Source organism: Dellaglioa sp. CoH-57-MRSF-19 (assembly GCF_056781975.1).
In genome coordinates this window covers 1-25921 of the sequence record NZ_JBXAXW010000007.1, presented here as the reverse complement: position 1 = coordinate 25921, position 25921 = coordinate 1, and the positions used below count along the sequence as shown (strand labels likewise).

General features: G+C 34.1%; 23 protein-coding genes. 3 read left to right on the top strand and 20 right to left on the bottom strand.

What is annotated here, in order from left to right:
* Nucleotides 1-9: 9 nt before the first annotated feature.
* From queA to AC1RO3_RS07005, 18 genes are all read right to left on the bottom strand, one after another.
* A complete protein-coding gene (queA, locus tag AC1RO3_RS07090; RefSeq protein ID WP_481761843.1) occupies nt 10-1050 on the bottom strand; it encodes a tRNA preQ1(34) S-adenosylmethionine ribosyltransferase-isomerase QueA in 1041 nt (346 codons plus the stop codon).
* Between the two features lie 17 nt (nt 1051-1067).
* Nucleotides 1068-2084, bottom strand: a complete 1017-nt coding sequence (ruvB, locus tag AC1RO3_RS07085) for a Holliday junction branch migration DNA helicase RuvB (protein WP_409021443.1) — start codon at nt 2082-2084, stop codon at nt 1068-1070.
* Between the two features lie 15 nt (nt 2085-2099).
* On the bottom strand, nt 2100-2714 hold the full coding sequence (gene ruvA / locus AC1RO3_RS07080) for a Holliday junction branch migration protein RuvA (RefSeq protein WP_481761844.1): 615 nt from the start codon (nt 2712-2714) through the stop codon (nt 2100-2102).
* A 136-nt stretch (nt 2715-2850) separates the two neighbouring features.
* Nucleotides 2851-4824 (bottom strand): DNA mismatch repair endonuclease MutL, encoded by a 1974-nt coding sequence (gene mutL / locus AC1RO3_RS07075; RefSeq protein ID WP_481761845.1) that lies wholly within the window; start codon nt 4822-4824, stop codon nt 2851-2853.
* 16 nt (nt 4825-4840) lie between these two features.
* Nucleotides 4841-7420 (bottom strand): DNA mismatch repair protein MutS, encoded by a 2580-nt coding sequence (gene mutS / locus AC1RO3_RS07070; protein ID WP_481761846.1) that lies wholly within the window; start codon nt 7418-7420, stop codon nt 4841-4843.
* 26 nt (nt 7421-7446) lie between these two features.
* Nucleotides 7447-8247, bottom strand: a complete 801-nt coding sequence (locus tag AC1RO3_RS07065; RefSeq protein ID WP_409021448.1) for a TIGR00282 family metallophosphoesterase — start codon at nt 8245-8247, stop codon at nt 7447-7449.
* A 100-nt stretch (nt 8248-8347) separates the two neighbouring features.
* The gene (gene rny, locus AC1RO3_RS07060; protein WP_481761847.1) at nt 8348-9922 is read right to left on the bottom strand and encodes a ribonuclease Y; all 1575 of its coding nucleotides are present in this window, start codon (nt 9920-9922) and stop codon (nt 8348-8350) included.
* A 147-nt stretch (nt 9923-10069) separates the two neighbouring features.
* Nucleotides 10070-11311: a competence/damage-inducible protein A gene (locus tag AC1RO3_RS07055; protein WP_481761848.1), complete on the bottom strand. Its 1242-nt coding sequence runs from the start codon at nt 11309-11311 to the stop codon at nt 10070-10072.
* A gap of 63 nt (nt 11312-11374) precedes the next feature.
* The gene (pgsA, locus tag AC1RO3_RS07050; RefSeq protein WP_481761849.1) at nt 11375-11962 is read right to left on the bottom strand and encodes a CDP-diacylglycerol--glycerol-3-phosphate 3-phosphatidyltransferase; all 588 of its coding nucleotides are present in this window, start codon (nt 11960-11962) and stop codon (nt 11375-11377) included.
* A 59-nt stretch (nt 11963-12021) separates the two neighbouring features.
* A complete protein-coding gene (locus AC1RO3_RS07045) occupies nt 12022-12864 on the bottom strand; it encodes a helix-turn-helix domain-containing protein (RefSeq protein ID WP_481761850.1) in 843 nt (280 codons plus the stop codon).
* An 88-nt stretch (nt 12865-12952) separates the two neighbouring features.
* On the bottom strand, nt 12953-13675 hold the full coding sequence (gene ymfI, locus AC1RO3_RS07040; protein WP_481761851.1) for an elongation factor P 5-aminopentanone reductase: 723 nt from the start codon (nt 13673-13675) through the stop codon (nt 12953-12955).
* Complete coding sequence (gene yfmH, locus AC1RO3_RS07035) at nt 13676-14980, bottom strand: EF-P 5-aminopentanol modification-associated protein YfmH (RefSeq protein WP_481761852.1); 1305 nt, start codon at nt 14978-14980, stop codon at nt 13676-13678.
* Nucleotides 14980-16233, bottom strand: coding sequence for an EF-P 5-aminopentanol modification-associated protein YfmF (gene yfmF / locus AC1RO3_RS07030; protein WP_481761853.1), 1254 nt, complete (start codon nt 16231-16233; stop codon nt 14980-14982). Before yfmF ends, yfmH begins: the two co-directional genes overlap by 1 nt.
* Before the next feature lie 116 nt (nt 16234-16349).
* A complete protein-coding gene (locus AC1RO3_RS07025) occupies nt 16350-18626 on the bottom strand; it encodes an FtsK/SpoIIIE family DNA translocase (protein ID WP_481761854.1) in 2277 nt (758 codons plus the stop codon).
* Nucleotides 18627-18737: 111 nt separating this feature from the next.
* Complete coding sequence (locus AC1RO3_RS07020) at nt 18738-19043, bottom strand: DUF1033 family protein (RefSeq protein WP_481761855.1); 306 nt, start codon at nt 19041-19043, stop codon at nt 18738-18740.
* A gap of 120 nt (nt 19044-19163) precedes the next feature.
* Nucleotides 19164-19676 carry a tRNA (uridine(34)/cytosine(34)/5-carboxymethylaminomethyluridine(34)-2'-O)-methyltransferase TrmL gene (gene trmL, locus AC1RO3_RS07015; protein ID WP_409021458.1) on the bottom strand — a complete coding sequence of 171 codons (513 nt, stop codon included), beginning with the start codon at nt 19674-19676 and terminating at the stop codon, nt 19164-19166.
* Nucleotides 19677-19854: 178 nt separating this feature from the next.
* A complete protein-coding gene (locus tag AC1RO3_RS07010) occupies nt 19855-20727 on the bottom strand; it encodes a methyltransferase domain-containing protein (protein WP_481761856.1) in 873 nt (290 codons plus the stop codon).
* 46 nt (nt 20728-20773) lie between these two features.
* On the bottom strand, nt 20774-21277 hold the full coding sequence (locus AC1RO3_RS07005; protein WP_481761863.1) for a YbaK/EbsC family protein: 504 nt from the start codon (nt 21275-21277) through the stop codon (nt 20774-20776).
* A gap of 185 nt (nt 21278-21462) precedes the next feature.
* On the opposite strand from AC1RO3_RS07005, the gene guaC reads away from it, so the two are divergent.
* The gene (gene guaC / locus AC1RO3_RS07000; RefSeq protein WP_481761857.1) at nt 21463-22440 is read left to right on the top strand and encodes a GMP reductase; all 978 of its coding nucleotides are present in this window, start codon (nt 21463-21465) and stop codon (nt 22438-22440) included.
* A gap of 29 nt (nt 22441-22469) precedes the next feature.
* Here the strand turns inward: guaC and AC1RO3_RS06995 are convergent, their stop codons facing one another.
* Nucleotides 22470-23648: an AI-2E family transporter gene (locus AC1RO3_RS06995; protein WP_481761858.1), complete on the bottom strand. Its 1179-nt coding sequence runs from the start codon at nt 23646-23648 to the stop codon at nt 22470-22472.
* A gap of 14 nt (nt 23649-23662) precedes the next feature.
* On the bottom strand, nt 23663-24016 hold the full coding sequence (locus tag AC1RO3_RS06990; RefSeq protein WP_409021462.1) for a PTS glucitol/sorbitol transporter subunit IIA: 354 nt from the start codon (nt 24014-24016) through the stop codon (nt 23663-23665).
* Between the two features lie 125 nt (nt 24017-24141).
* Between AC1RO3_RS06990 and AC1RO3_RS06985 the strand changes: the two genes are divergently transcribed.
* Both AC1RO3_RS06985 and AC1RO3_RS06980 read left to right on the top strand, forming a co-directional pair.
* Nucleotides 24142-25167: a lactonase family protein gene (locus AC1RO3_RS06985; RefSeq protein WP_481761859.1), complete on the top strand. Its 1026-nt coding sequence runs from the start codon at nt 24142-24144 to the stop codon at nt 25165-25167.
* 12 nt (nt 25168-25179) lie between these two features.
* Nucleotides 25180-25818: a copper homeostasis protein CutC gene (locus AC1RO3_RS06980; RefSeq protein ID WP_481761860.1), complete on the top strand. Its 639-nt coding sequence runs from the start codon at nt 25180-25182 to the stop codon at nt 25816-25818.
* The last annotated feature ends 103 nt before the right edge of the window (nt 25819-25921 follow it).

The window sequence follows — 25921 nt, the reverse complement described above, 5'->3', positions numbered from 1 at the left end:
TTCTCCATCCTATTTAATATACATTGCATCGCCGAAGCTAAAGAATCGATATTTAGAATCAACTGCATGTTTATATGCGTTTAAAATATTTTCTCTTCCTGTAAATGCTGCAACCAACATTACTAATGTTGATTTTGGTAAATGAAAATTAGTTATAAATCCTTCAACAACCTTAAATTCATATCCTGGTTTAATGAAAATTTCCGTCCAACCACTGTCAGCTTGAATAGCGCCCTTAAATTTTGAGCCAATTGTTTCAAGTGTCCGAATTGTAGTTGTTCCTGTCGCAATAATTTTACCACCTGATTTACGAACATCATTTAATTGTTGAGCTGCATCCTCAGTTAAACGATAAAATTCACTATGCATTTTATGGTCTGCAATATTCGTTTCACTAACAGGTCTAAATGTCCCTAATCCAACATGTAGCGTTAAATAAACAAGATGAACACCTTTAGCTTCAATCTTTTCTAATAATTCATTTGTAAAATGTAAACCAGCTGTAGGTGCTGCTGCCGATCCAACTTCCTTTGAATAAACCGTTTGGTACATTTCTTGATCTTCAAGCGTTTCTTTAATATAAGGAGGTAGCGGCATTTCGCCAAGTTCATTCAGAATTTCCATAAATATACCCTCATATTCAAAACGAATCATGCGGCCACCATGTTCTAGCTCTTCAATGATCGTTGCCGTTAAGCGGCCATCACCAAAACTAATCACAGAACCAACCTTCATTTTTTTAGCAGGTTTTACTAATGTTTCCCAGTTATCACCATCAGTATTGTTCAATAGCAACACTTCGATGTGGCCACCAGTATCAGGTCTAATTCCATGAATTCTAGCAGGCATCACCCGCGAATCGTTCATTACAAGAGCGTCCCCAGCATTTAATTGGTCAATTACATTATAGAAATAATCATCCTTGATTTTACCTGTCTCATGATCCAAGATTAACATCCGAGATGCATCACGTTCTTCTAAGGGTGTTTGCGCAATTAATTCTTGAGGCAATTCATAATCGAAATCTTCAGTACTTAGTTGTTTAGTCAAAATATCGTCATCCTTCTCTATTTATTCTCGTTAAAGTCATAAGGTCGATTCAAATGTTCATAAGCTTCCATTGTTGCAACTCGCCCTCTTGGTGTGCGTTTTATAAAGCCAATTTGCATTAAATAAGGTTCAACCATTTCAGCAATGGTCTCTGTTTCTTCCCCTATATTGGCTGCTAACGTACTCAAACCAACTGGACCACCTTGATAGAAATCAATCATAGTCTCTAAAAGTTTGCGATCTGTCTCATCTAATCCACGGTTATCCACGGCAAGTAGATTTAACGCATGATCAGCCGTTGCTTGGTTAATTTCACTTTGGTCAGAAACTTCTGCAAAATCACGAACTCTTTTTAATAGGCGATTCGCAATTCGTGGTGTTCCACGTGAGCGTCGAGCTAACTCATGAGCGCCACTTTCTTCAATTTTTGTATTGAAAATATCTGCTGATCGAATGACAATTTCTTGCAAATCAGATTGATTATAATAGGCCATATGTTCAACAATCCCAAATCGATCTCGTAACGGTGCTGATAGAAGGCCCGCCCGTGTTGTTGCACCAATCAATGTGAATGGAGGTAGTGGAAAATGAACGGGATGTGCTGTTGGGCCTTGGCCAACAACAATATCTACAAAAAAATCTTCCATAGCTGAATACAACATTTCTTCAACCATCTTGGGTAAACGATGAATTTCATCAATAAATAAGACATCCCCAGGTTGTAATTCATTTAAAAGTGCCACAAGATCTCCAGATTTTTCAATTGCTGGTCCACTAGTTGTTTTAATTTGCACTTGCATTTCATTTGCAATAACCATTGCAAGTGTTGTTTTACCTAACCCAGGTGGCCCATACAACAATACATGATCAAGTGCCTCTTCACGTTGTCTAGCAGCTTGGATATACACACTTAATTCATTTTTAACCTTATCTTGACCAATGTATTGTGATAAAAATTGGGGACGAAGTGACTTTTCAATGGATTCTTCCTGATTATCTTCCGGTTCATTCGAAATAATCCGTTGTTCTGTCATTTTATCAACCTCCTTTTATTTTTTCATTAATAATTTTAAGCCTTCTCGTAGATAAGCATCCGTTGAGTCTGCTTCGAATGATTCTAGATTCTTACTAATAGCCTTAATCTCACGTTGAGAATATCCTAAAGCAGATAAAGCTTCAAGACTTTCTTTCATAAATGGTGATGCTTGTGCCGGAATGAAATCAAGCGATTGTTGTCCTGGCATTGTGGTTGCTTGACCTTCAATATCATCTAATTTACCTTTTAAATCAAGCACGATTTGTTGTGCTGTTTTTTTACCAACACCTGGAAATTTAATTAAATAACTAACATCTTCTGTATTAATCGCATTAACTAAACCACGATGATCATCATTGGCTAAAATAGCAAGCGCACTCTTAGGACCGATTCCTGAAACATTCAATAATTTTTCAAATAATTTTTTTTCATCTAAATCGTAAAAACCAAATAACGTCATATCATTTTCACGAATAGCCTGATAAACAAAAATTTTAACAACTTTTTTTGAATCTTCTTGGTACCTAAATGGGTTAGCAACAAAAATTTGATAGCCTATTCCATTAACTTCTAAAACAAGATAAAAAGGTGTTACAGCCGTTATTTGGCCCATAAAATACTCATACATATTATTTTCCCACTTTTCCTAATCTACATGAATCTGCTTTTAATAGTGTACCATAGACCACTTATTTATACAGTTATCGCTTTTCTTACAAAAAAATCAATTATCACCAAATATTTGGCAACAATTGATTCTTAGCCTAACCTTCGTGACCGGTTTGATGTGAATCTTGAATTCGTTTAAAGAAATGTTCCATGTCTTGATTAGAAAAATGAACTAAAACTGGTCGTCCATGTGGACAATTAAATGGATTTTCAACATTTTTTAGCTCACTTATCAATGCCTTAGCTTGTCGATCATCAAGGTGGTGATTTGCTTTGATTGCCCTCTTGCAACTCATCATAATCGCCGCTTTTTCTCTAAATTCAGCAATCACTATTTTCCCATCTGTGAGTAAGTAATCAATCATTTCTCGAATCGTACTTTCTTCTTGCCCTTCTTTAAACCAGGTTGGATGCTGTCTAATAATGAAACTATTTTGTCCAAATGGTTCAAGGATGAGTCCGATTTTTTCCAATATATCGGTATGTTCAGTAATAATTATAGCTTCACTTACTGTATATTCTAGAACAATCGGTACCAATAGATTTTGCAAGTCACTAGAAACGTCACCAATTTGCTTACGATAAAACTCATAATTAATACGTTCTTGTGCAGCATGTTGGTCTAATATATATAACCCGTCTTCCGATTCTGTAAATAAATAGGTTCCATGCATTTGGCCAATATATTTTAAATCAGGAAACCTTTGTTCACTCTTTTTCGTGGTAGCTATTTCTTCATCATTCTCTTTCTGTACATCGCCTGTTTCATCCGGCGTAACAATAGAAAATGGTGCCACATTAATTTCATTAGCATATTGTGTCTCAAATGTGCTAACTCGTTTCGAATCCAATTGTTCAGCAACTTGAATTGAGATTGGTTCAATATTCCTTGATAAATGATTTAAATTTTCGCCAATTGTAATCTTAGGTTCACCACTTGTTACTGCATCCGTTTGTACTGATGAGAATTTAGGCTTAGCTTGATATTTACTTGAGGCTTCATTCAAATCAAATTGTAATTGATCCGTATCTATTTTTTCACGTTTCTTAGAACTTAAATTCTCTAATGCTTCCGGAATTAAATTTTCTTCAGCAATACGTTCATAGATAATCTTTTTTATAAGTTCAGTTAATTCTGGTTCTTTACTCAATCTTACTTCCTGCTTAGTTGGATGAACATTCACATCAACTAGCATGGGATCTAATTGAATATTCAAAATTGTAATCGGATAGCGTCCAACCATTAATTTTGATCCATATCCTTTAATGATTGCTTTATTTAAATTAACATTTTTAACGTAACGTCCATTAATTAAAATAGATATAAACTGTCGGCCAGCACGCGTTAATTCTGGCAGTGATGTATAACCGCTAATCTTAAAATCTAAATCATGACCCTTAAATTCAAGCATTTGGCGTGCACTTTTGACCCCATAGATAGCTGAAATAGTTTGTTTCAGTTGGCCGTTTCCAGTTGTTTTCAAGACTTCTTTACCATCATGTGTTAAAGAAAATGAAATATTTGTATGGCTCATTGCTAATCGGTTCATCATGTCGCTAATAATTGACATTTCAGTTTGCAAAGACTTTACATATTTTAAACGTGCAGGCGTATTGTAAAATAAGTCAGAGACTGTTATTTCTGTTCCTTTACGACTAGCAGATGATTTTTCATCTACTATCTCACCACCGTTAACAGCAATAACAGCCCCAGGTTGCCCTTCAATAGCTGTATTCAAAGTCACTTTAGCAACTGATGCAATACTTGGTAAAGCTTCGCCACGAAATCCTAGCGTACTGATTTTAAATAAATCTTCTCTTGAAGTAATCTTACTTGTGGCATGACGTTTAAAAGCATTCTGCAGTTGGGATGCCTCAATGCCATCTCCATTATCAATGACTTGAATTAATTTAAGCCCAGCTTCCTCAACGACTACATCAACTTGTGTGCCATGCGCATCAATCGCATTTTCAACTAATTCTTTTACAACAGATGCAGGTCTTTCAACTACTTCACCAGCAGCTATTTGATCCGCTAAAATTGTGGGCAGTTCAATTATTTTTGTCATTCATTCACCTTCAGTTCTATCCGTTCAATTTTTCTTGCCAGTCATATAAGACGTTCATAATATCTCTTGGCGTCATGTTCATCAAGTTAAGTGCTTTAAGTTCATCCACAACTGCTAACTGGTCCTTTGACAAGTTTTCGTTAACAAATAAAGATAACTGCGTATCATCTTCATTGATGGTTGTTGGTAATTCTTTTTTACTATCTGATTGTTTATTTTTTAGCTCTAAATCATCTAAAATTAATGTTGCACGGCTTAACAATTCTGCTGGCATTCCCGCCAATTTAGCAACATGAATCCCATAAGATTTATCTGCAGGTCCTTCTTGAATTTTATGTAAGAAAATTAATTCACCATTTTCTTCAATAGCACCTACATGGACATTTTTTAAAGAACTAACGGTTTCTTCAAGTATCGTTAATTCGTGATAATGTGTCGAAAAAAGTGTTTTGGCATGTACATGTTTATCCACATACTCGATAATCGCTTGTGCGAGTGCCATACCATCATAAGTTGCCGTTCCCCTACCAAGTTCATCAAATAAGATTAAACTATTCTCAGTCGCATTTTCTAAGGCTTGATTAGCTTCTTTCATTTCAACCATAAACGTACTTTGACCTGAAATTAAATCATCTGCTGCACCAATCCGAGTAAATATTTGGTCAAATATTGGCATTTTAGCCGCCTCTGCAGGTACGAAACAACCGATTTGAGCCATCACAACCGTTAATGCTAATTGACGCATATACGTACTTTTACCTGACATATTAGGTCCTGTAATCAATAAAATATCAAGTGTTTCAGGCATTCTAACATCATTTGGTATATAGCTTTGTTTTCCCATCACTTTTTCAACTACAGGATGCCAACCAGCTGTGATATCCAATTGATGACCTTCTTTTAATAATTGTGGTTTTACAAAATGTGAGTCTTCACTAACAACCGCGAAACTTTGTAAGACGTCTAACGTGGCAATTCCTTGAGCTAATATCTGTAATCGTTCAATTGATTTTTTAACAATATCTCTAATTTCGACAAACAATTTATATTCTAAATCCATCGCTTTACTCTCAGCACCTAAAATAATACTTTCACGTTCTTTCAGTTCAGGTGTGATATAACGTTCAGCATTAGTCAACGTCTGTTTTCGTTCATAACGGTCTTTTGGAACATTAATAATATTAGATTTTGTCACTTCGATAAAATAACCAAAAACACGGTTAAATCCAATTTTAAGATTTTTAATCCCCGTTAGATTTCTTTCTTTGGCTTCCATTTCAGCTAACCATTGTTTACCATTTTTCATTGCATCTTGATAAATATCTAATTTATCATTATACCCCGGTTTAAATAGGTGACCATCAGTCACTGATAAAGGTGGTTCATCAACAATGGCACGTTCTATTAAATTAGAAATATCATCGACTGGATCTAATTTATTGATAACATCAGAAAAAGTACCATCGTCAATTTCGTCTAAAACATATTTAATTTTAGGAACTTGTTTAAGCGATAATTTAAGTTGAACTAAATCTCGCCCATTTACGCTACCAAAAGCGACACGTCCTGCCAATCTTTCTAAATCATAAACTTTAACTAACTCTTCTTGTAACGTACTTCTTTCAAAATAATGGTTAATCAATAAATCAACCTTATTTTGACGGTCTAAAATTTCAGCATAGTTAATAAGCGGTCTATCAATCCACTGTTTAAGTAAACGACCACCCATAGCTGTTTTTGTGTCATCTAATAACCACAATAAAGTACCTTGCTTCTTGCCCGTTCGAATATTTTGCATTAATTCTAAATTATATTTTGAATAATGATCCATTTTCAAGAAAAAATCAGGCTCATAATGAACTGCTTTTTGTAAATGATCTAAACTTCGTTTTTGCGTAACTGAAAGATACGTTAACAAGTCAGTTACAACCGAGATTTCTAGTGAATCTGTTAAATCTTGAATCGCATAACTTGATTCAGCATGATTTTCAACAATTTCTTGTTTAGAAAGCATAATATTTAATTTTTCTAATGTTTCGATTGTTTCATCAGACAAACTATCATTAATCACAATTTCTTTAGTTCTCAAACTCATTATTTCATTAATTAAATTATCTAAATTATCTAAGCGACTCGTTTTTAATTCACCTGTTGATAAATCAACATAAGCAAATCCAAAACTATTGTTGTCTTCTATAATAGCTGTTAAATAATTATTTTCTTTAGACTCCTTCGCACCGTTATCCATCGTTGTTCCTGGTGTTACTAGCTGAATAACTTCACGTTTAACCATACCTTGAGCTAATTTAGGATCTTCAACTTGTTCACATATTGCGACTTTGTATCCTTTTTCAACTAAAATATCGATATAATTTTGAGCAGCATGATGCGGTACGCCACACATTGGAATAGGATCATCAGCTTTTTTATTACGTGTTGTTAACGTTAATTCGAGTAATTGCGACCCTTTAACAGCATCATCATAAAATAGTTCATAAAAATCACCAAGACGATAAAACAAAAAAGCATCAGGATACTGTGCTTTAATGTCAAAATATTGTATCATCATTGGCGTTAGTTTTGTTTTTTGCGGCATAGTCGAGATGCCCTCCTATCTCTAAATTAATCCATAAAAGGATGGTCATCATTAATTAATACAGGGAATATCTTTTTAGCATGTCCCGTTTTGTCATCAATATCTATCACACAAGCAGATAACGTTTTACGACCTGTTTCATCCACTTCAAATCGTGTTGGCATTTGCGATAAAAAGCGACCAATTACATTTTCACGTTTCATTCCTAAGATACCATCGTATGGTCCTGTCATACCAACATCTGACATAAAGGCAGTTCCTTTAGGTAAAATACGCGCATCATTAGTAGGCACATGTGTATGCGTACCTACTACCGCAGATACTTGACCATCTAAGAACCATGCTATAGCTTCTTTTTCACTCGTTGTTTCAGCATGAAAATCAATAAAAATGAAATCAGTCTCTTTTTTGACTTCTTCTAAAATATCTTGAACAACTGCAAACGGATCATCTGAAGGAGACATAAAAACACGTCCTTGCAAATCAATCACAGCTAATTTTTGCTGATTAATATTAATAATTGTATGTCCAATCCCAGGTACTTGGTTTGCTGAGAAGTTAGCTGGTCTAATTAATTTTTTTGCACCACCAATAAAATCTTGAATATCTCTATTATCCCAAGTATGGTTACCCATGGTTACAACATCAGCACCTGTTTGAAGGAATGCTTTATAGACAGATTCATTAATACCTCTACCCTTCGTTGCATTTTCACCATTTACAATGGTAGCCTGTGGATGAAATTTTCTTTTTAATTTTGGTAAATACTCTTTAATCATTTGTTGACCTGAATCGCCAACGACATCTCCGACAAATAATAAACGCATGGTTGTCCTCTTTTCTTATATATAAAACTAGTTTAACATTTTTTCTTTTTAATAGACAAAAAATGATGATTTAAGAAATTAATCTTAAATCATCATTTTTTTATTTAGCATACTCAATTGCTCTTGTTTCTCGAACGACAGTCACTTTAATATGTCCTGGGTATTCGAGTTCATCTTCAATTCTGTTTTTAATATCTCGAGCTAAGACAGTTGCTTGAATATCATTAACTTCATTTGGCGTGACAATAACACGTACTTCACGACCAGCTTGAATTGCATAACTTTTCTGTACACCTTTAAATTCATGTGTAATATCTTCAAGTTTTTCAAGTCTATGAATATAATTTTCTAACGATTCACTTCGTGCGCCTGGTCTTGCAGCTGAAACAGCATCTGCCGCTGCAACAAGAATAGCAATAGTATATTTAGCTTCAACATCACCATGATGTGAAGCTATAGTGTTGATGACAACATCATTTTCTTTATACTTCTTAGCTAATTCAAGGCCAATTTCCACATGTGAACCATCAACTTCATGATCAACTGCTTTACCAATATCATGTAACAATCCTGCGCGTTTTGCTAATGTAACATCTTCACCCAATTCAGCGGCTAACACACCTGCTATTTTGGCAACTTCAATAGAATGGCTTAACACATTCTGACCATAACTTGTACGATAATTTAATCGACCAATTGTTTTAATTAAATCAGGATGAATTGTATGAAGTCCGAGATCAAAGGTTGTTTGTTCACCTAATTCACGAATTTTTTCATCCATTTCTTTACGTGATTTTTCAACCATTTCTTCGATTCGTGCCGGATGAATCCGACCATCTTGAATTAATTTTTCAAGAGTCATTTTGGCAATTTCACGACGAATTGGATCAAACCCACTTAAAACGACTGCTTCTGGCGTATCATCGATAATTAAATCAATCCCTGTTAAGGTCTCTAATGTTCGAATGTTACGTCCTTCGCGGCCAATAATACGGCCTTTCATTTCATCATTTGGCAAGGTAACTAATGAAACAGTTGTTTCAGATACCATGTCAGCTGCACTTCTTTGAATAGCTTGAGCAACTAAATCTTTAGCATTACGATCAGCTTCTGATTTAGCTTGCTTATCACTTTCCTTAATCATAACAGCTCGTTCATGACTTAATGATTCTTTCGTATCGTCCATAATAATAGTCTGTGCTTGTGTTTGTGTTAGAGAAGCAACTCTTTCAAGTTCTTCTTGTTGTTCCTGAATCAGTGAAGTAGCTTCTTGTTGTTTTGTGTCAACAAGTTTTTGGTCAGACGTTACTTTTTTCTCTTTGTTCTCAAGCGTTTGTTCTCGTTTATCTAGTGCGCCATCTTTACGATCTAAAGTTTCTTCACGTTGAATTACTCGATTTTCTTGCTTTTGAATTTCTGAACGTCGTTCCTTTAACTCATTGTCTATTTTATCACGATAACTTTGACTTTCTTCTTTAGCCTCTAAAACAGCCTCTTTTTTCTGAGTCTCAGCATCTTTCTTTGCACTTTTTAAAATACCTTCAGCCGTATGCGTTGCGACATCAAGTGTTTTTTCGAAATTTGACTTTCTATATGCAATTCCAATAAAAATTCCAACAACTAAAGCAATAATAGCGATGATAGCGAGGATTAATACGGTTGTTATAGATCCCATAAAAGTCCACCTCCGCATCATCAAATAATGATTAATTTAACTAATCATAAATTTTTAGATGTTTTTTATTTTGTTCATATACACTTTAGTATTTTACGGTTAATTGCCCCCCGCTGTCAACAACAATCCATTGCCAAATTTAATTATTTACTCATTAATTTCATCAAATATCCATTTAAGTCCACTTAGAACACTTCTTTGTCTAATTGTTTCTCTATTTCCAGCAAAATGAAATTGTTTTGCAATAACGGGACTATTTTTAATTGCTAATCCAATCCAAACCGTTCCAGCTTTCTGATTTTCAAGCTCATCTGGACCTGCAACACCAGTAAATGAAATAGCAATATTTGTTTTCATTTTATTTTGTGTTTGTTGGGCCATTTGTTTAGCGGTTTCTTCACTAACAACACCATATTTTTTAATATCTTCAGTCGAAATACCTAAAATATCAGATTTGGCTGTATTAGCATATGTTATAAATCCACCATCATAAATTTTTGAGACACCTGGTATTTCTGCTAATGTACTTTGAAATAATCCAGCTGTTAAACTTTCGGCTGCAGAAATAGATAAGTTTTTTTCAATTAATTTAGTTACAACAATATTTTGTAACGAATTGTCATCCCCATAGCCATAGAAATAATCACCAACTTTGGAAAGTACATAAATCTCCATTTCGTTAATTAATTCTACAGCTGATTTTTTGTCTGTAGGACTTGCCGTAATTCGCAAAGTGACCTCATTTGTCTTGGCGTATGGTGCAATAGTAGGATTAGTTTGTGAATCAATTATCTCTTTTAATTCAGTCACCAATTTAGATTCACCAATGCCATAAAAACGTAAAACTTTTGATTCAAGATGACTATTTAAGTTATATTCTTCTTTTAATAGCTGTTCAACTTCCTTATTAAACATTGTTTTCAATTCCTTAGGTGGTCCAGGTAATAATAAGAAATCACACGAATCACCTTTGTAAAAATCACCAACAGCCATTCCAGCATGATTTTTAATTGGTTTTGATCCTTCTATATACAAAGCTTGTAATTTGTTGTTTTCAGTCATTTGACGACCCGTTTGTGTAAAATGATCTTCTATTTTTAACATGGCGTCCTTATTTTCAACTAACTTCTCATTTAAAAATTTGGCGACCATCTGCTTCGTTAAATCGTCTTCTGTTGGTCCTAAGCCACCAGAAAGGATAACCAAATCATTTCGTTTTGAAGCCAGTTCAATTGCCTCTAACATTCGTTCTTCATTATCCCCTACAACTGTCTGATAAAATACATTTACACCTAAATCAGCTAATTTTTCAGCTAAGAAAGCACTGTTCGTATTTACAATTTGTCCTAATAATATTTCTGTACCAACCGCAATTATTTCTGCATGCATGATGTTGCCTCCTAATTTAATTAAAAAAGACTAAAACGGTTAAATGTTTTAGTCTAAATATTTTTATTTTTCAAATGAATCTGAGAAAATAGCTCTATTTTGAACAAAGTAATCAATACCTGAATAAACAGTAAAGAATAAACAAATATAAAGAAAAATGGCAGCCATAGGTACATTAATTGCTGCAAATAACACATTATTTAAAAACAATAAAATAATAGCTATCATTTGGGTTGTTGTCTTAATTTTGCCTGGCATAGCTGCAGCCATAACTTCCCCATCATTTTCAACAATAATCAATCGTAATCCTGTTACCGCAAGTTCGCGACAAACAATAATTGCAGCTACCCATGCAGGTACTTGGTTAAATGAAACAAGGATAACAAATGCAGTCATTACAAGCATTTTATCTGCCAATGGGTCTGCAAATTTGCCAAAATTAGAAACTAAATGTTGGCGACGTGCAATTTGACCATCTAAAAAATCTGTTAATGAGGCAGCTGCAAAAATAATTGCACCAATTAGATGTGTCACCTGAATCTGTGTACCAACCCAAGTAACCATTCCCCAATCAATTGGTAATAACAATACAAGCATGAAGATTGGAATTAAAATAATCCGCACAACCGTTAATTTATTTGGTAAATTCATAATGATCCCCTTTTTCAAAAATTGCCAACAACATAGTATCCGTTGTTGACAATTCTGGCTTATTTAATATTTACAGTAACTGTTCTAACTTGTAGAGTTGCATTTGTTTTCATAAAATTAAATTTTTTACCGTTAATCGTGATACTCATAGCTGGTGCATTACCAAAGCTAAAGACAAATGACTTTGTACCGGCTGGGATTGTAACAGTATCCGTTGCATCTGAGACAAGTGTTGCTTGCCATAGTTGTGTGCCATCAGCCGTAATTGAGCTCCAAGCAGCACTACCAGAAGCTACTAATTTAACTTTAGAAGTTGTTGGTGCATTTTCCATTGTGTAAACAGTGTTTGTTCCCGCATCTGAAACATATGTTAATTTTTGCGTTTTCTTATCAGATGAAGAACTAGCCTTTACTGATTCAGAACTAGAAGTTTTAGTTTTTGAGTCAGTTGAAACAGATACTTTAGAACTTGAACTTTCAATTTGAGTATCTGTATCTTTACTATTCAATGTCACACCATAAATTGTACCCAAAATCCCTAAGACAATCACAACAATAATAATTGTTGGCAAGTACGACATAAACTTATCAAAATTACCGTCTTTTGGTAGTTTAGCAGACTTTTCAGAACGTGATACTTGTTCCTTTGCAACGACTGTTTCTTGTGTATCTGGAAGTGTTTCATTGAATTCTTTTAATAATTTATCCCCATCCAAATCAACCGTCTCTGCATATTGTTTAACAAATGCTCGAACGTAAAAATCTCCTGGTAAATCAGAAAATTTTTCATCTTCAATTGCAATCAAATAACGTTTTTGAATTTTCGTCATTTGTTGTAAATCATCTAACGTATATCCTTTATTTATTCTCGCTTCTTGTAATGTTTTTCCAATTTCACTCATGTCTAATTCTCCACTTAGTTTAATAGTTAATCTTCTAACAATCAGTATAACATAATCGTCATGTCCAATTTGTTAAAATTTTATTATTTTATTTCAACCATCCGCCTGAAACATAAATCGTTTGACCGGTGAGGTACCCTGCCTCTTTGGCTAATAATTGTTTTACCCAAAATCCAATTTCTTCGGGATGTGCGAAACGTCCCATTGGAATTTCACTTGAGATATCTTTCTTTGCATCTTTCGAAAATTGTTGATTCATTTTTGTATCAACTGCGCCTGGTGCCACCACGTTAACCGTAATACCTAACGAGGCAACTTCTTTACTATAAGCATTGGCAAAGGACGATAACGCACCTTTTACAGTACTGTACAGTACTTCCATTGGGCTACCAACGCCTCCATAAATTGACCCAATAAATATAATTCGGCCAAAATGATTTTGGGCTAACTTTGGTTCCAATTTCTGAATTAATGCCAATGGTGTTTGAACTTGCATCTTCATCATTTTATCTAAATCAGACATTGGGGCTTCATTGAATAAATGGTAAGAAGTTGTTCCTTCAGCAAATATTACAGCATCTACGGCAAATAGTTGGGATATCACTGGATCAACATTAGTCGCTGTCATATCAAATTGTAACGGCAAAAAATCTTGTTTTGGATATTTTCCCCTCAACTCTTGTGTTAATCCCATAATTGCTTCATCATTTTGATAATAATGCATTGTTAGCGACCAACCAATATCTGCCAATTGTCTTGCAATCATTTGACCAATATCACCAGACGCTCCAAAGATAACTGCCCAACTCATTTAATCATCCTCTTTAGCCATAATTTGGTAGACACTAATTGCTTCAGAACGAATAAAATCTTTAGCTCCTTGGCGAACTTGATCTAATGTCATATTTTCAATAATTGGTGCCCTATCAAAAACAGTGGCATCATCAAACAAATCACCATCATACTGATTTGCAATGCTCTCAAGTGAGTTCATCGATTGAATGGATTGACCTAACATTTCACGTTTAGCCAATTCAAACTGGGCCTCAGCCCCTGAAAGGTACTCTGACGCATTCTCTAAAATATGAATAATGGCATCCGATAACTTTTGAGGGTCATCAGTATCACCACTAATACTTGCAAAATGGAAGCCACGTTCAATTTCAAATTCATAGCCAAAGGAATCATCTAACGTCCCTTCATCATATAATTTCATATATTGAGGGGCCGTGTCACCAAACAAAAGATAAAGAAGCATATGGATTGTCTCTTTGTATTTCAAGCCGTTACGGCCTTCTGGAACATTATCTAATCCTTTTATACCAACAATTGTTTTAGCACGTTGAATGGCCATCTCAGTTGCACGATATGGCATGATGTCTGAACCGTCTACTTGAGTTTCTGGAATTAATCGTTTAATTGTTTCTGCTGCTTCTGGAAACTTTTTATGATTTTGATTATTTTTAATTAAATCTAAAGTTTCTTCTGGATCAACATTTCCTACAATAAATAAATTCATATTACTTGGATGATAAAATGTTTCATAGCACTTATATAAATCATCTGCCGTAATTTTATCGATTGATTCAATTGTTCCAGCGATATCACTGCTAACCGGGTGATTTGGGTAAAGGTTACCTAAAATACCAAAGTATAAACGCCAATTAGGATCGTCGTCATACATTTGAATTTCCTGTCCAATAATTCCCTTTTCTTTTTCAACTGTTTCAGGTGTAAAATACGGATCTTGCACAAAATCTAGTAATGTTTCAATGTTTTCAGGAACATGATTAGAGCTTGAAAATAAGTAGCTCGTTCGTGTAAAGCTTGTGAAAGCATTTGCACTAGCACCATATTCTCCAAATAAATCAAACGCATCATGATCTGCTTTTTCAAACATTTTATGTTCTAAAAAATGGGCGATACCATCCGGTACATGAACAACATCTTCTTCACCAATTGGTACAAATACACTATCAACTGAGCCATAATTTGTTGTGAATATACCATAAGTTTTATGAAAACCTTTACGAGGTAATATATTTACTTTCAAGCCATTTTCCAAAGTTTCTGTATATAATATTTCGTCAAACTGCGGGTATTCTAATGTTTTCATTAATTAATTTCCCCATTCAAAAAGAAGATTGCTTGTAATTTAACATTACGAGCGATAGCTTGAACGGCAGCTTTATCCACGCTATTAATGCCGTCTATCCACTCTGTTGCACTAACTTCTGTGCTTGTTAATTGATCAATCATCGATTGATTAATTAACGCCATTTGTGAGTCAAGACTACTTTGATATTGGTTAATCATTGTCATTTTTGTTTTATTTAATAGTTCATCACTAATGTCACCTGCGATAATATCATCTAATTGTTGTTGAACAATTTCGATAACTTTATCTTTATTTTGTGGTTCAATGCCTGTTTGTACAGTTAAAATACCTCTAAATGTATCTAACGAGCTACTTGCATAATAAGCCAAACTAGCTTTCTCACGAACATTTACAAATAACTTAGCTAGTGGTGAACCGCCAAAAACGCCATTGAAAATAAGACCCGCATAGTACCCATTTTCTCTGTAATAAACTGGTAACTGATATGCCAGATTTAATTTACCCTGAGTCACTGCTTGCGTTTCTGTTTTAGTCACAACTTCTTTAATAGCTTGATCATAGAATATAGGTATCATTTTAAAATCTCGAGGTTTAAAAGGCAACGTTTTAACAATAGTTTCAGTTTCTGATTCATCTAATTCACCAAGGACGAAAATGTCTACTCGATTAGTTGTAAGCATTTGTTTGTAGTAATCAAATAAGCTAGTTGCAGTTATCTTTTCAATATCTTCTACAGTCCCATAGCTAGGAATAGCTTGATCGTTTTGAAAGTAAAGTTTCTGTAATTCTAATCCTGCGTACGATTGTTTATCATCACTAATACTTCTGATAGACATCATCAAATTTTCCTTTTGGCGTTTAAATGTTTCTTCGTCAAAATGGCCATCAGTCACATTCGGATTGAAAATAATTTCTTTGATAAAAGCAAATATTTTTTTTAAACTTTCTGTTTTATGTTCTAAGAATTTATCGTTTACACCGTTTAAAATTAAACTTATTAAGTGAAAGTTTCCTTTTTTACTAACAGTGATACCAAAACTTGCACCATAAAGTTCTGATAATTTTTCGGCTAATTTTTGTTGAGATGGATATTCTGCACTACTAATTTCTAATAAGTTAGCTAATAGCATACGTTCTGCAGATTCTTTTCCGGTTAAAGGTGCTATAAAATTAATAACGATTCTATTCGTTTTAAATTGACTATTTTCAATAACAGTTAAGTTGACACCTGTTTCTAATTGTTTACGCACGAAAATGTGCCTCCTTTTAAATCGGATGTTCTTTTACCATGATAATTGAAAGACTAGTGAAACACAAATTTAATTGTTTCGTAATCTGTTTAGGCTAAACAAAAAAACTGAAAGCCCTAATTAGGACCATCAGTTTCTTCATTTATCAACACTTTGCGCGGCTTACTTCCCTCTGGCGGTCCAACGATTCCTTTTGCTTCCATTTCATCAACAATTCTAGCAGCTCGATTGTAGCCAATCCTAAAACGTCTCTGTAACATGGATACACTGCAAGATTGTTCATGAGTCACTAATTTAACAGCGTCCCCAAATAATTCGTCTTCTGAATCAGACGCTGATCCTGAGTTAGCTGTTTCTTCATCAGTCACAATCATCGTTTCATCGTATTGTGGTTCTTGCTGATTTTTAATAAACGAAATAACACTTTCAACATCTTTATCTGAAATGTAAGCATCTTGTACACGAATGGGTTTATTTAGCCCCATTGGTAGGAATAACATATCCCCACGACCTAAAAGCTTTTCAGCACCATTACTATCAATAATTGTTCTCGAGTCAATCCCACTGGAAACAGCGAAAGCCATACGTGATGGTACGTTAGCTTTAATCAATCCTGTGATAACATCAACAGATGGACGTTGCGTTGCCAAAATCATATGGATTCCAGCTGCTCGAGCCATTTGTGCTAAACGAATAATCGCATCTTCAACCTCATTCGAGGCTACCATCATTAAATCTGCCAATTCATCAACAATGACAACAATATAAGGTAACGTTGCTCTTTTTTGTCCGTCATCTGCGTTTTCTTGCATAATCATTTGATTATATCCAGAAATATTACGTTGACTAGCATCTGCAAACAATTCGTAGCGTCGCTCCATTTCAGAAACAACCTTATGTAAAGCTCGTGATGCTTTTTTAGGATTTGTAACAACCGGCGTTAATAGATGTGGAATACCATTATAGACACCTAACTCTACTTTTTTAGGATCAATCAACATAAACTTAACCTGATTTGGTTTCGTATTCATCAATAAACTTGTGATAATGCCATTAATTGCAACTGACTTACCACTACCAGTTGAGCCAGCAATCAATAAATGCGGCATCGTTGTTAAATCTGCTGTTACCAATTGGCCTGAAACATCGCGACCTAAAGGAACTTCGAGAACTTTATCTGGTGTTGGATTCTTTTGTTGAGATTCAATCACATCCCTGAATGAAACCATTGATACTTTAGAATTTGGTACTTCAATCCCAATAAGTGATTTTCCAGGAATTGGTGCTTCAATTCGAATATCTTTGGCAGCAAGTGCTAAGGCTAAGTCATCCGCAAGGTTAACAATTTTACTAACTTTAACACCAATTGCCGGATGTAATTCATATTCAGTAACAGATGGTCCTAAACTCACACTTTTAATTTCAACATCAACACCAAAGCTTTCAAATGTTTGCTTCAATATTTTTGTGTTTTTTTCAATTGTTTTATATTCGCCACTTTGGTCTTCTTTTGGAATTTTTGTAAGTAATGTAACTGGTGGTAATTGGTAATCTTCATTATCATCAGCCACTGTACTTGATATTATCTTAGGATCATCTTCTGAATCTAATTCTGAATCTGGTTCTTGTTGCGTAATGATAGGTGGTTCATCAACGGTCACTTCTCGTTCAGTTTTTATTTCCTTTTCTTCAGTTCTATGGTCAATTACAGGTTTTAATTCTTCTTCATCTTGTTCTGCTTTATTTTCTTTTCTTTCTTCTTTAAAACTATCTATTGCTACTTTCATTCGGCGAAAACCTTCTCTTGTCCAAGCAATAATTACGTTTAGATAGCGTTGAACAGTATACATAACTTCTGAAAAAGAGAGATCAAAAAAAATAAATAATCCGGCTAAGATGAAAAGTACACTAACAATATAGGTGCCTGCTTGTGAAATTAAGAAGTACGATAATTGGTATAAGCTTGCCCCTATCATTCCACCGCCAACTGTTGAACTAACTGCAGATTGTCGAAAATCGGAAACAAGTGTCTGCCATGTATATTGAATAAATTGGCTATGCACCGATGAGTGCCCAACAAACCAGGCTTCAAGAAAGACTAAAACACCAACATATAAAATAACGGATCCCCAATTAATTCTTTTCTTAACTTTGGGCTCTTTTCCCATAATCATTAAGTAACTTCCATATACACCGAGAATTAATAATGCGAATTGATATGTATTACCAACAAACAAACGGAAAACGTTAGCAAATAAAGCACCCAAATATCCCAGTGCTAGCACACCAAATATTCCAAACAATAAAAATATAACACCAATTATATTTTTAGAAAATTTGTATTGAACTGTTTTTTTTGTTGTTCTTTTTTTTCTTTTCTTTTTTTGAGCCAAAACAGTTCCTCCTTCTGTTAAAATAGATACTCAATTATACCATATCTTAATTACCTTCCGTGTCATTGTCTAGTCATTTCCACAAAAAGAGAGTTAATAACAATTATGTTATTAACTCTCTTTTTTGGCTGTAATTTCTTTGCCATCTTTAACTAACAGTAACCCTTGATATAACTGTAAATCATCACCACAATCTGAACAATAATCCATTTGTTCCTCATTCCAAAATGCTGTCAAAAATTGACGTTTACTTTTTTGATGGCTAAATTCAGTGGTAAATGCGCTAGATTGTTCCTCAAAAAAAGCCATCGCTTCATCCATTGAATCAAAATCAACTGTTTTTTGAATATGACTTTTCCAATCATCAAAAAACCACCATGGTTCATCAAATCCAAACATTGTTATTACTTGAAACAAGTTAGCTCACACCCTTCCATTTTATAAAATGACTGTTCATCATAAATACCGGTTTATTTCTTAACCCGAAGCAAGTATAACCCATTTATGAATTTCTAGTCTATAAAATGCTCAAGCTACTTATTTTAGCTTATCATTTTCATACGTGTGTGTTTTATCTAGATTTAAAAAGTCTTGTTGTCTAAGTGTTTCATAAATTACAATAGCAGCTGAATTAGATAAGTTTAAGGCACGAATGTGCGTATCATCTTGTGGAATTCGGATTGCTTTCTCTTCATTTTGGCGCATAAAGTTTTCAGGAAGACCTGTTGTCTCTTTACCAAACAAGAAGTAATAGTCCTTATTCACATCAGAATAATCTACTTGTGAATAAGTTTGCGGTGCAAATTTTGAAACCAAAAAAAGTTGTTTCTGATCTGGAATAGATGCTAAAAAATCTTGTAAATTTTTATGATACGTAATTTTTACTTTATCCCAATAGTCTAGTCCAGCACGTTTTAAATATTTATCGTCTGTTGAAAATCCTAAGGGCTCAATTAAATGTAGTTCAGTATCCGTTCCAGCACAAGTTCTAGCAATATTACCTGTATTAGCAGGCATAAGTGGTTCAAATAATGCAATATGATTCGTCAAAAATTAACATCCTTTCAAAAAATCGTTATTATTTTAGGCAACAAAAAAACGCATCATTTCGGTGTGGGCACGGCGAAAAGATACGTTAATGAAGATCAATTTCCAGAAGCTGACAACATCGTCGACAGTCTCTAAACAACCGAATTCGTATACTCATAATACCACAGCAATTTATTCGTTACAACACTGATTCTAACTTATTTTTACGATATTTTAATAGTGTAACGTCAACCGTAATTTTGGTTAAAGGTTGTTTTTTAGCTTTAGCCTGATTATCTGTTGTAGCTCCCCAATGTAAAGGAGTCATTTCGAGTAAGGCAGGAAACAAGCCTTCTGGAATATCGAATTGATAACTAATTGTAATTTGTTCAGAGTCAGGATAATTTTCTTTAAACAGATTTAAAACCTTTTCATTACTATAACTCCTATTATGACTCTCTTCGTTATATAGAAGTTCGCGTAATTCAACTAAGTAATTTGAATTTGGAATGATTTTTAATAACTGCCCGCCATCCTTTAATACTCGATCAAATTCTGTATAAGCAGAAGGCGAAAAAATATCAATAATTGTTGAAAATGACTTATTATTAAATGGTAGTTTAGCCAAATCAGCAATACAATAAAAAGCATCTGTCTCTTGTTGTGTCGCATAATTGATTGCATCTTTTGAAATATCAAATCCAACGTAAGTGTCTTTAGCATTTTGGCGTGTTACTTCTATATCATGAAGTGGTGTTCCCTCTCCACAACCTACATCCATAATTGTTTCTTCTTCATCAGAAAGCTGCTCAAGAATTTTATCCGTAATCGGTTTAAACAAGCCTGCTTGTAATAACTGTCTCCTTGCTAACCACATATCCAATTCATAATCACTTTTAACCCCATGATTCAAGAAAAAAAGAGTTCCTTTTTTTGATAAATCTATTTGATGATTTTCAGGGCAAAACATCGTCTGGCCTTCAACTTTACTGTAGGGGTTTAAGCAGACAGGACATCTAAATAAATCGATTTTATTTTTTAAAAATACGGCACTTTTCTCAATTTTTTTCAATTTACACTTATTCCTTTTTATCGTTTATTTTACATTCAATAGCTATTTATTTTTCAATGTTAATGTAATGACCTTTAACCAATTCAACAAGTTCTTCACGTTTTACGCCAACAGAACGACCAACTTTACCAGCTGAAACCCAAATTTTATCGAACTCTTGAATTCGTTCATCAAAATAAATGGGAAATCCTTTTCGAACATTAATTCCAATTGGTGTATTTGCGCCATGAACGTAACCAGTAATATTGATTAAATTTTTATTATCTGCTAAATGCAATTGTTTTTCATTTAATTCACGTGCTACTAATTTTAAATCAATTTCAAAAGTAATAGGAAGGCAAACAACTACGTAATCTCTATCACCGTTACTTCCCTGTAAAACAATTGTTTTTAAAATACTTCTTTCATCCGTTCCTAGTTCTTTAGCTTCTTTGCTTGAATCCATTTGTCGACCACCTAAAAAATCAAAAGTATAGCTCTCAAATTCAATATGATTTTGATCTAAAATGCGTTCGTCATTTGTTTTTTTTACTTTTTCTTTTTTTGCGATAATAATCACTCCCAAAATAATTATAGCACGACGTCTATCTCTTCACGTATTCTTATTTAATTTTCGATTTATTTCAAAAATATGTTGACTAAATTCGCTAAATAGCGTAAATTATCAGTTGGTTACTGATAATAATTTAATAAATACTAAAAATAGTTCGTGTTTAAAAGAAATGGGGAAATATTATGCCAGTTTTTGATTATGAAGATATTCAGCTCGTCCCTAACAAATGTATTGTAAATAGCCGTTCCGAAGTCGATACATCTATTCAATTTGGCCCTCGCCGTTTTAAACTACCCGTTGTACCTGCGAATATGCAGACAATTATCGATGAACCGTTAGCAGAATGGCTTGCATCAAATGACTATTTCTATGTCATGCACCGTTTCGATGAAGAGAGTCGCTTACCTTTCGTCAAAAAAATGCATGCAAAAGGTTTGTTTGCTTCTATTAGTGTTGGCGTTAAACCACATGAATGGGCATTAATTGAAGAGCTTGCCGATGCTGATTTAATTCCAGAATATATAACAATTGATGTGGCGCATGGCCACGCACAAAGTGTCATTGATTTAATTCATCATATTAAAAAATGGTTACCAGAGTCATTTCTAATTGCTGGAAATGTTGGCACACCTGAAGGCGTTAGAGAACTAGAAAATGCTGGTGCAGATGCAACTAAGGTTGGTATTGGACCCGGAAAAGTTTGCATCACTAAAATTAAAACTGGATTCGGTACCGGCGGGTGGCAATTAGCCGCTCTTAGATTATGTTCTAAAGCAGCAAGTAAACCAATTATCACTGATGGTGGTATAAGAACTCATGGTGATATTGCTAAGTCAGTCAGATTTGGGGCCTCAATGTGTATGATTGGTTCACTCTTTGCTGGTCACAAACAAAGTCCTGGTGATTTAATTGAAAAAGATGGTAATCTATTTAAAAGTTATTTTGGCTCTGCCTCTGAATATCAAAAAGGTAGCCACACTAATGTTGAAGGTAAAAAAATGCTCGTTCCTTTTAAAGGTGACATTCATGAAACTTTACTTGAAATGCAACAAGATTTACAATCTTCAATTTCTTATGCTGGTGGTAATTCTCTCTCTGCACTTGAAAAAGTCGATTATGTAATTGTTAAAAATTCAATTTTTAACGGTGATACGCTTTAATCAAAAAAGTTAGACAAAATAAAATTTGTCTAACTTTTTTGATTATCTTTATTCGTTTTCTCTGATTCGTCATACAAACCAGAATCCTTTTTATACCATACAAAAATCCGCGTTACAATAACTTTTAGAATTGCATATCCTGGGATTCCAAAAATAACACCTATTAATCCAAAAACCCGTCCCGAACCTAATAAAACAATTAAAATTGTAACGGGATGGATTGCTAAACTACTTCCAAGAATCAATGGAGAAATCAATCTTGCTTCAATTGTTTGTTCAACAATAAAAACAACAATAACCTTTATCAACATAATTGGTGACACGAAAGCAGCAATTACTAGTGCAGGAATCATCGCTAGAAAAGAGCCTAAATAAGGAATTAAATTCAAAAAACCTGCCAAAATCCCTAACGTTAAAGCAAACTTAAGACCAACTACTGAAAAACCAATAACAAATAATATGGCCACAAAGAATGCTACCGTTAACTGACCTCGGATATATTGACTGACTTGTAAATTAATTTCATCTAATAATTCAATGATTGATTTGCGATATCTTACTGGGAAAAAATTTGATAAATACTCAGGTAAATCGTGCCCATCTTTTAATAAATAAAATAAGATAAAGGGTGCTGTTACTAATCCAATGATAAATGTCGTTACAGTACCAACAACGCTACCTAAAGAATCAACTGTTGATCCAATAACTGAGCTCGCTTTTTTGGATACTGTTCCTACGATATCTGTATTTATTTTTTCAATTGAAGTTTTAATAGTATCAAATAAAGATGACGACATAAAATCATTCGTTTGATGTGTGATATTTGACCAATACGTCGGCCAATTTTTAATAATACTAATTGTTTGTGTTTGTACAGCAGGAATCAAAACGACAATCCCCCATACTAAAAACCCAGAAATTACTATAAATACAACTGTAATAACCAAACTTCGATTCAATTTAAAGCGCGTTTCACAAAAATCTATCAATGGGGATATTAAATAATACAGCACGCCAGCTAAAACAATTGGGAAGCCAATAATGCTTAATAACTCTCCAATTGGTGCGAAAAACCAGCCCACTTGTGCTAACATAAAAATAATTAGCAAACTTAACAAAACAATTGATAAAATGCTAACTGTTTTATTATTAACAACCCATTTCCAAAACCATGATCGTTGTGAAGTCGATTTTTCATTTGGGAGCATTTTAATCTACTCCTTTACTTATACGTGATTGTATTACCGACTTTAAAAGTTGGCAATACATGCGGTGTTAAATAAATACCATTTGGTTGTGGATGTTCTGGAACTTCCATAAAGAACAAGGTAGCATGCCCAACCGACTCAAAATTACTTGAAACTAACTCTCCAGCGAAATCAATTTTATAAGTTTGTTCATTAATAATCATTTCATCACCTGTTTTTGGCGAAATAATTTTTTTATCATCTTCAAATGATTGAATGACAGAAACTTGTCTTAAATCATCCGTTGCACTCTGATTGAAAAGGATAACAATAGGTTCCTTTTTTGAGATGGCATCTTTTCCAATTTCTTCAATTCTTGCTGTAATCATACTTTATCGTCTCCCTTATCCTTTATAGTTACCTATAATTATAGCATAGTCCCCAGTATAAATAATAACGTTTACAAAAATATATGATATAATATTGACAATATCATGAGGAGGTATTTGTAACTATGAAAGAGACTATTTTGTTTGGTACATATACAAAAAAGACAAGTACTGGTATCCAACGAGCTCAACTTGATACAATTGAAAAAAAAGTTTCTAACGCTACACCCTATATAAAGGTTGAAAATCCAACTTATCTCACGAAATCGGACAAAGGTGTCTTATATACCGTTTCAAAGAGGTCAGATTTAGGTGGTATATCAGCCTTTACCCTTGCATCAGAAAATCCCCAATTTTTAAATGACGTTTCAGCTGAAGGCGCTCCGCCTGCTTACGTTGCTGTTGATAATAACCGTCAATTAGTCTACAGCTCAAACTACCATAAGGGTCTTATTTCCATTTCAAAAATTCAAACTGATGGCTCATTAGCTCTTATTAATGAAGTTACAAATGAAGGTCATGGTCCAAAACCAGAACAAACAAGCTCTCATATTCATTTCACTGATTTAACACCAGACAATAGGTTAGTTGTTTGTGACCTTGGAACTGATCAAGTGTTAACTTTTGATGTGTCAGATAATGGTGCTATTAAACAAATTGCTGAGTATCGTTCAGAGCCTGGGTTCGGTTCTCGTCATATTGTTTTCCATAAAAATGGAAAATTAGCATACTTAGCTGGAGAGCTCTCAAGTGAAGTTTCGTTACTTAGCTACAATCAAACGGATGGTTCATTTAAAGAGATTCAAACACTTTCATCAATTCCATCTGATTGGAATGCTCATAACGGAATTGCTGCTATTCGCATTTCTAAAGATAGCCGCTTTTTGTATGTCTCTAATCGCGGAAACAACTCAATTGCTTGTTATTCACTTGCTGTTGATGGCACAATGACACTTATTCAACTTATTTCAACTGAAGGTGACTTTCCTCGTGATTTCAGTTTAAATAAAACAGAACAATTTTTGGTTGTTGCTAACCAAAACACTGATAATGCTACCTTATTCGAACGTGATTCAACCTCTGGTAAATTAACTTTACTTCAAAAAGATATTGCCGTTCCAGAATCCGTTTGCGTTTATTTTGAAAATTAGGAGAAATTAAATTTGTTAATTAAAGAAGTTGCAGTTGAAAATTTTACTGATATCCCAAAACAATTTGCCGCTGGTGCTAATCGTTTTGAACTTTGCGATAATCTTGCTGTCGGTGGTACAACTGTCAGTAAAGGTGTTATGTCTGAAACAATGCGTTATGCACAGGACAATGAAGTCCCTGTAATGGCAATGATTCGTCCCCGTGGCGGAAATTTCGTTTATAACGATACCGAATTAAAAATTATGGAGGCTGATTTATTTCAGGCTCAACAACTTGGTGTAGATGGCGTCGTATTTGGCGCTTTAGATACGAATAATAACTTAGACATAGAGGCGATGGAGTTTTTAATTGCAGCAAGTGGTGGCATGCAAATCACTTTCCATATGGCTTTTGATGAAATTCCTAATAATGCACAACTTGATGCGCTATCTTGGTTAGCAGAGCATGATATCGATCGTGTTTTAACGCATGGCGGATCACTTGATAAGCCTATCGAGGAAACGTTACCCCACCTCAAAGAAATTATTGACTGGTCAAACGGTCTCATTAAAATTGTTCCAGGTGGCGGTATTACACTTGATAATGTTGATACTATTGCTGCTAAATTAAACGTTAAAGAGCTTCATGGTACAAAAATAATTTTAAAATAATCATCTAAAAAGGTTCCAACAACTTCATGTACTAGGCCCTGTCAAGTTGACGGATGAAATAATATAAAATTTAATATGTTTCTAAATGGCTTTATCCCAGTAT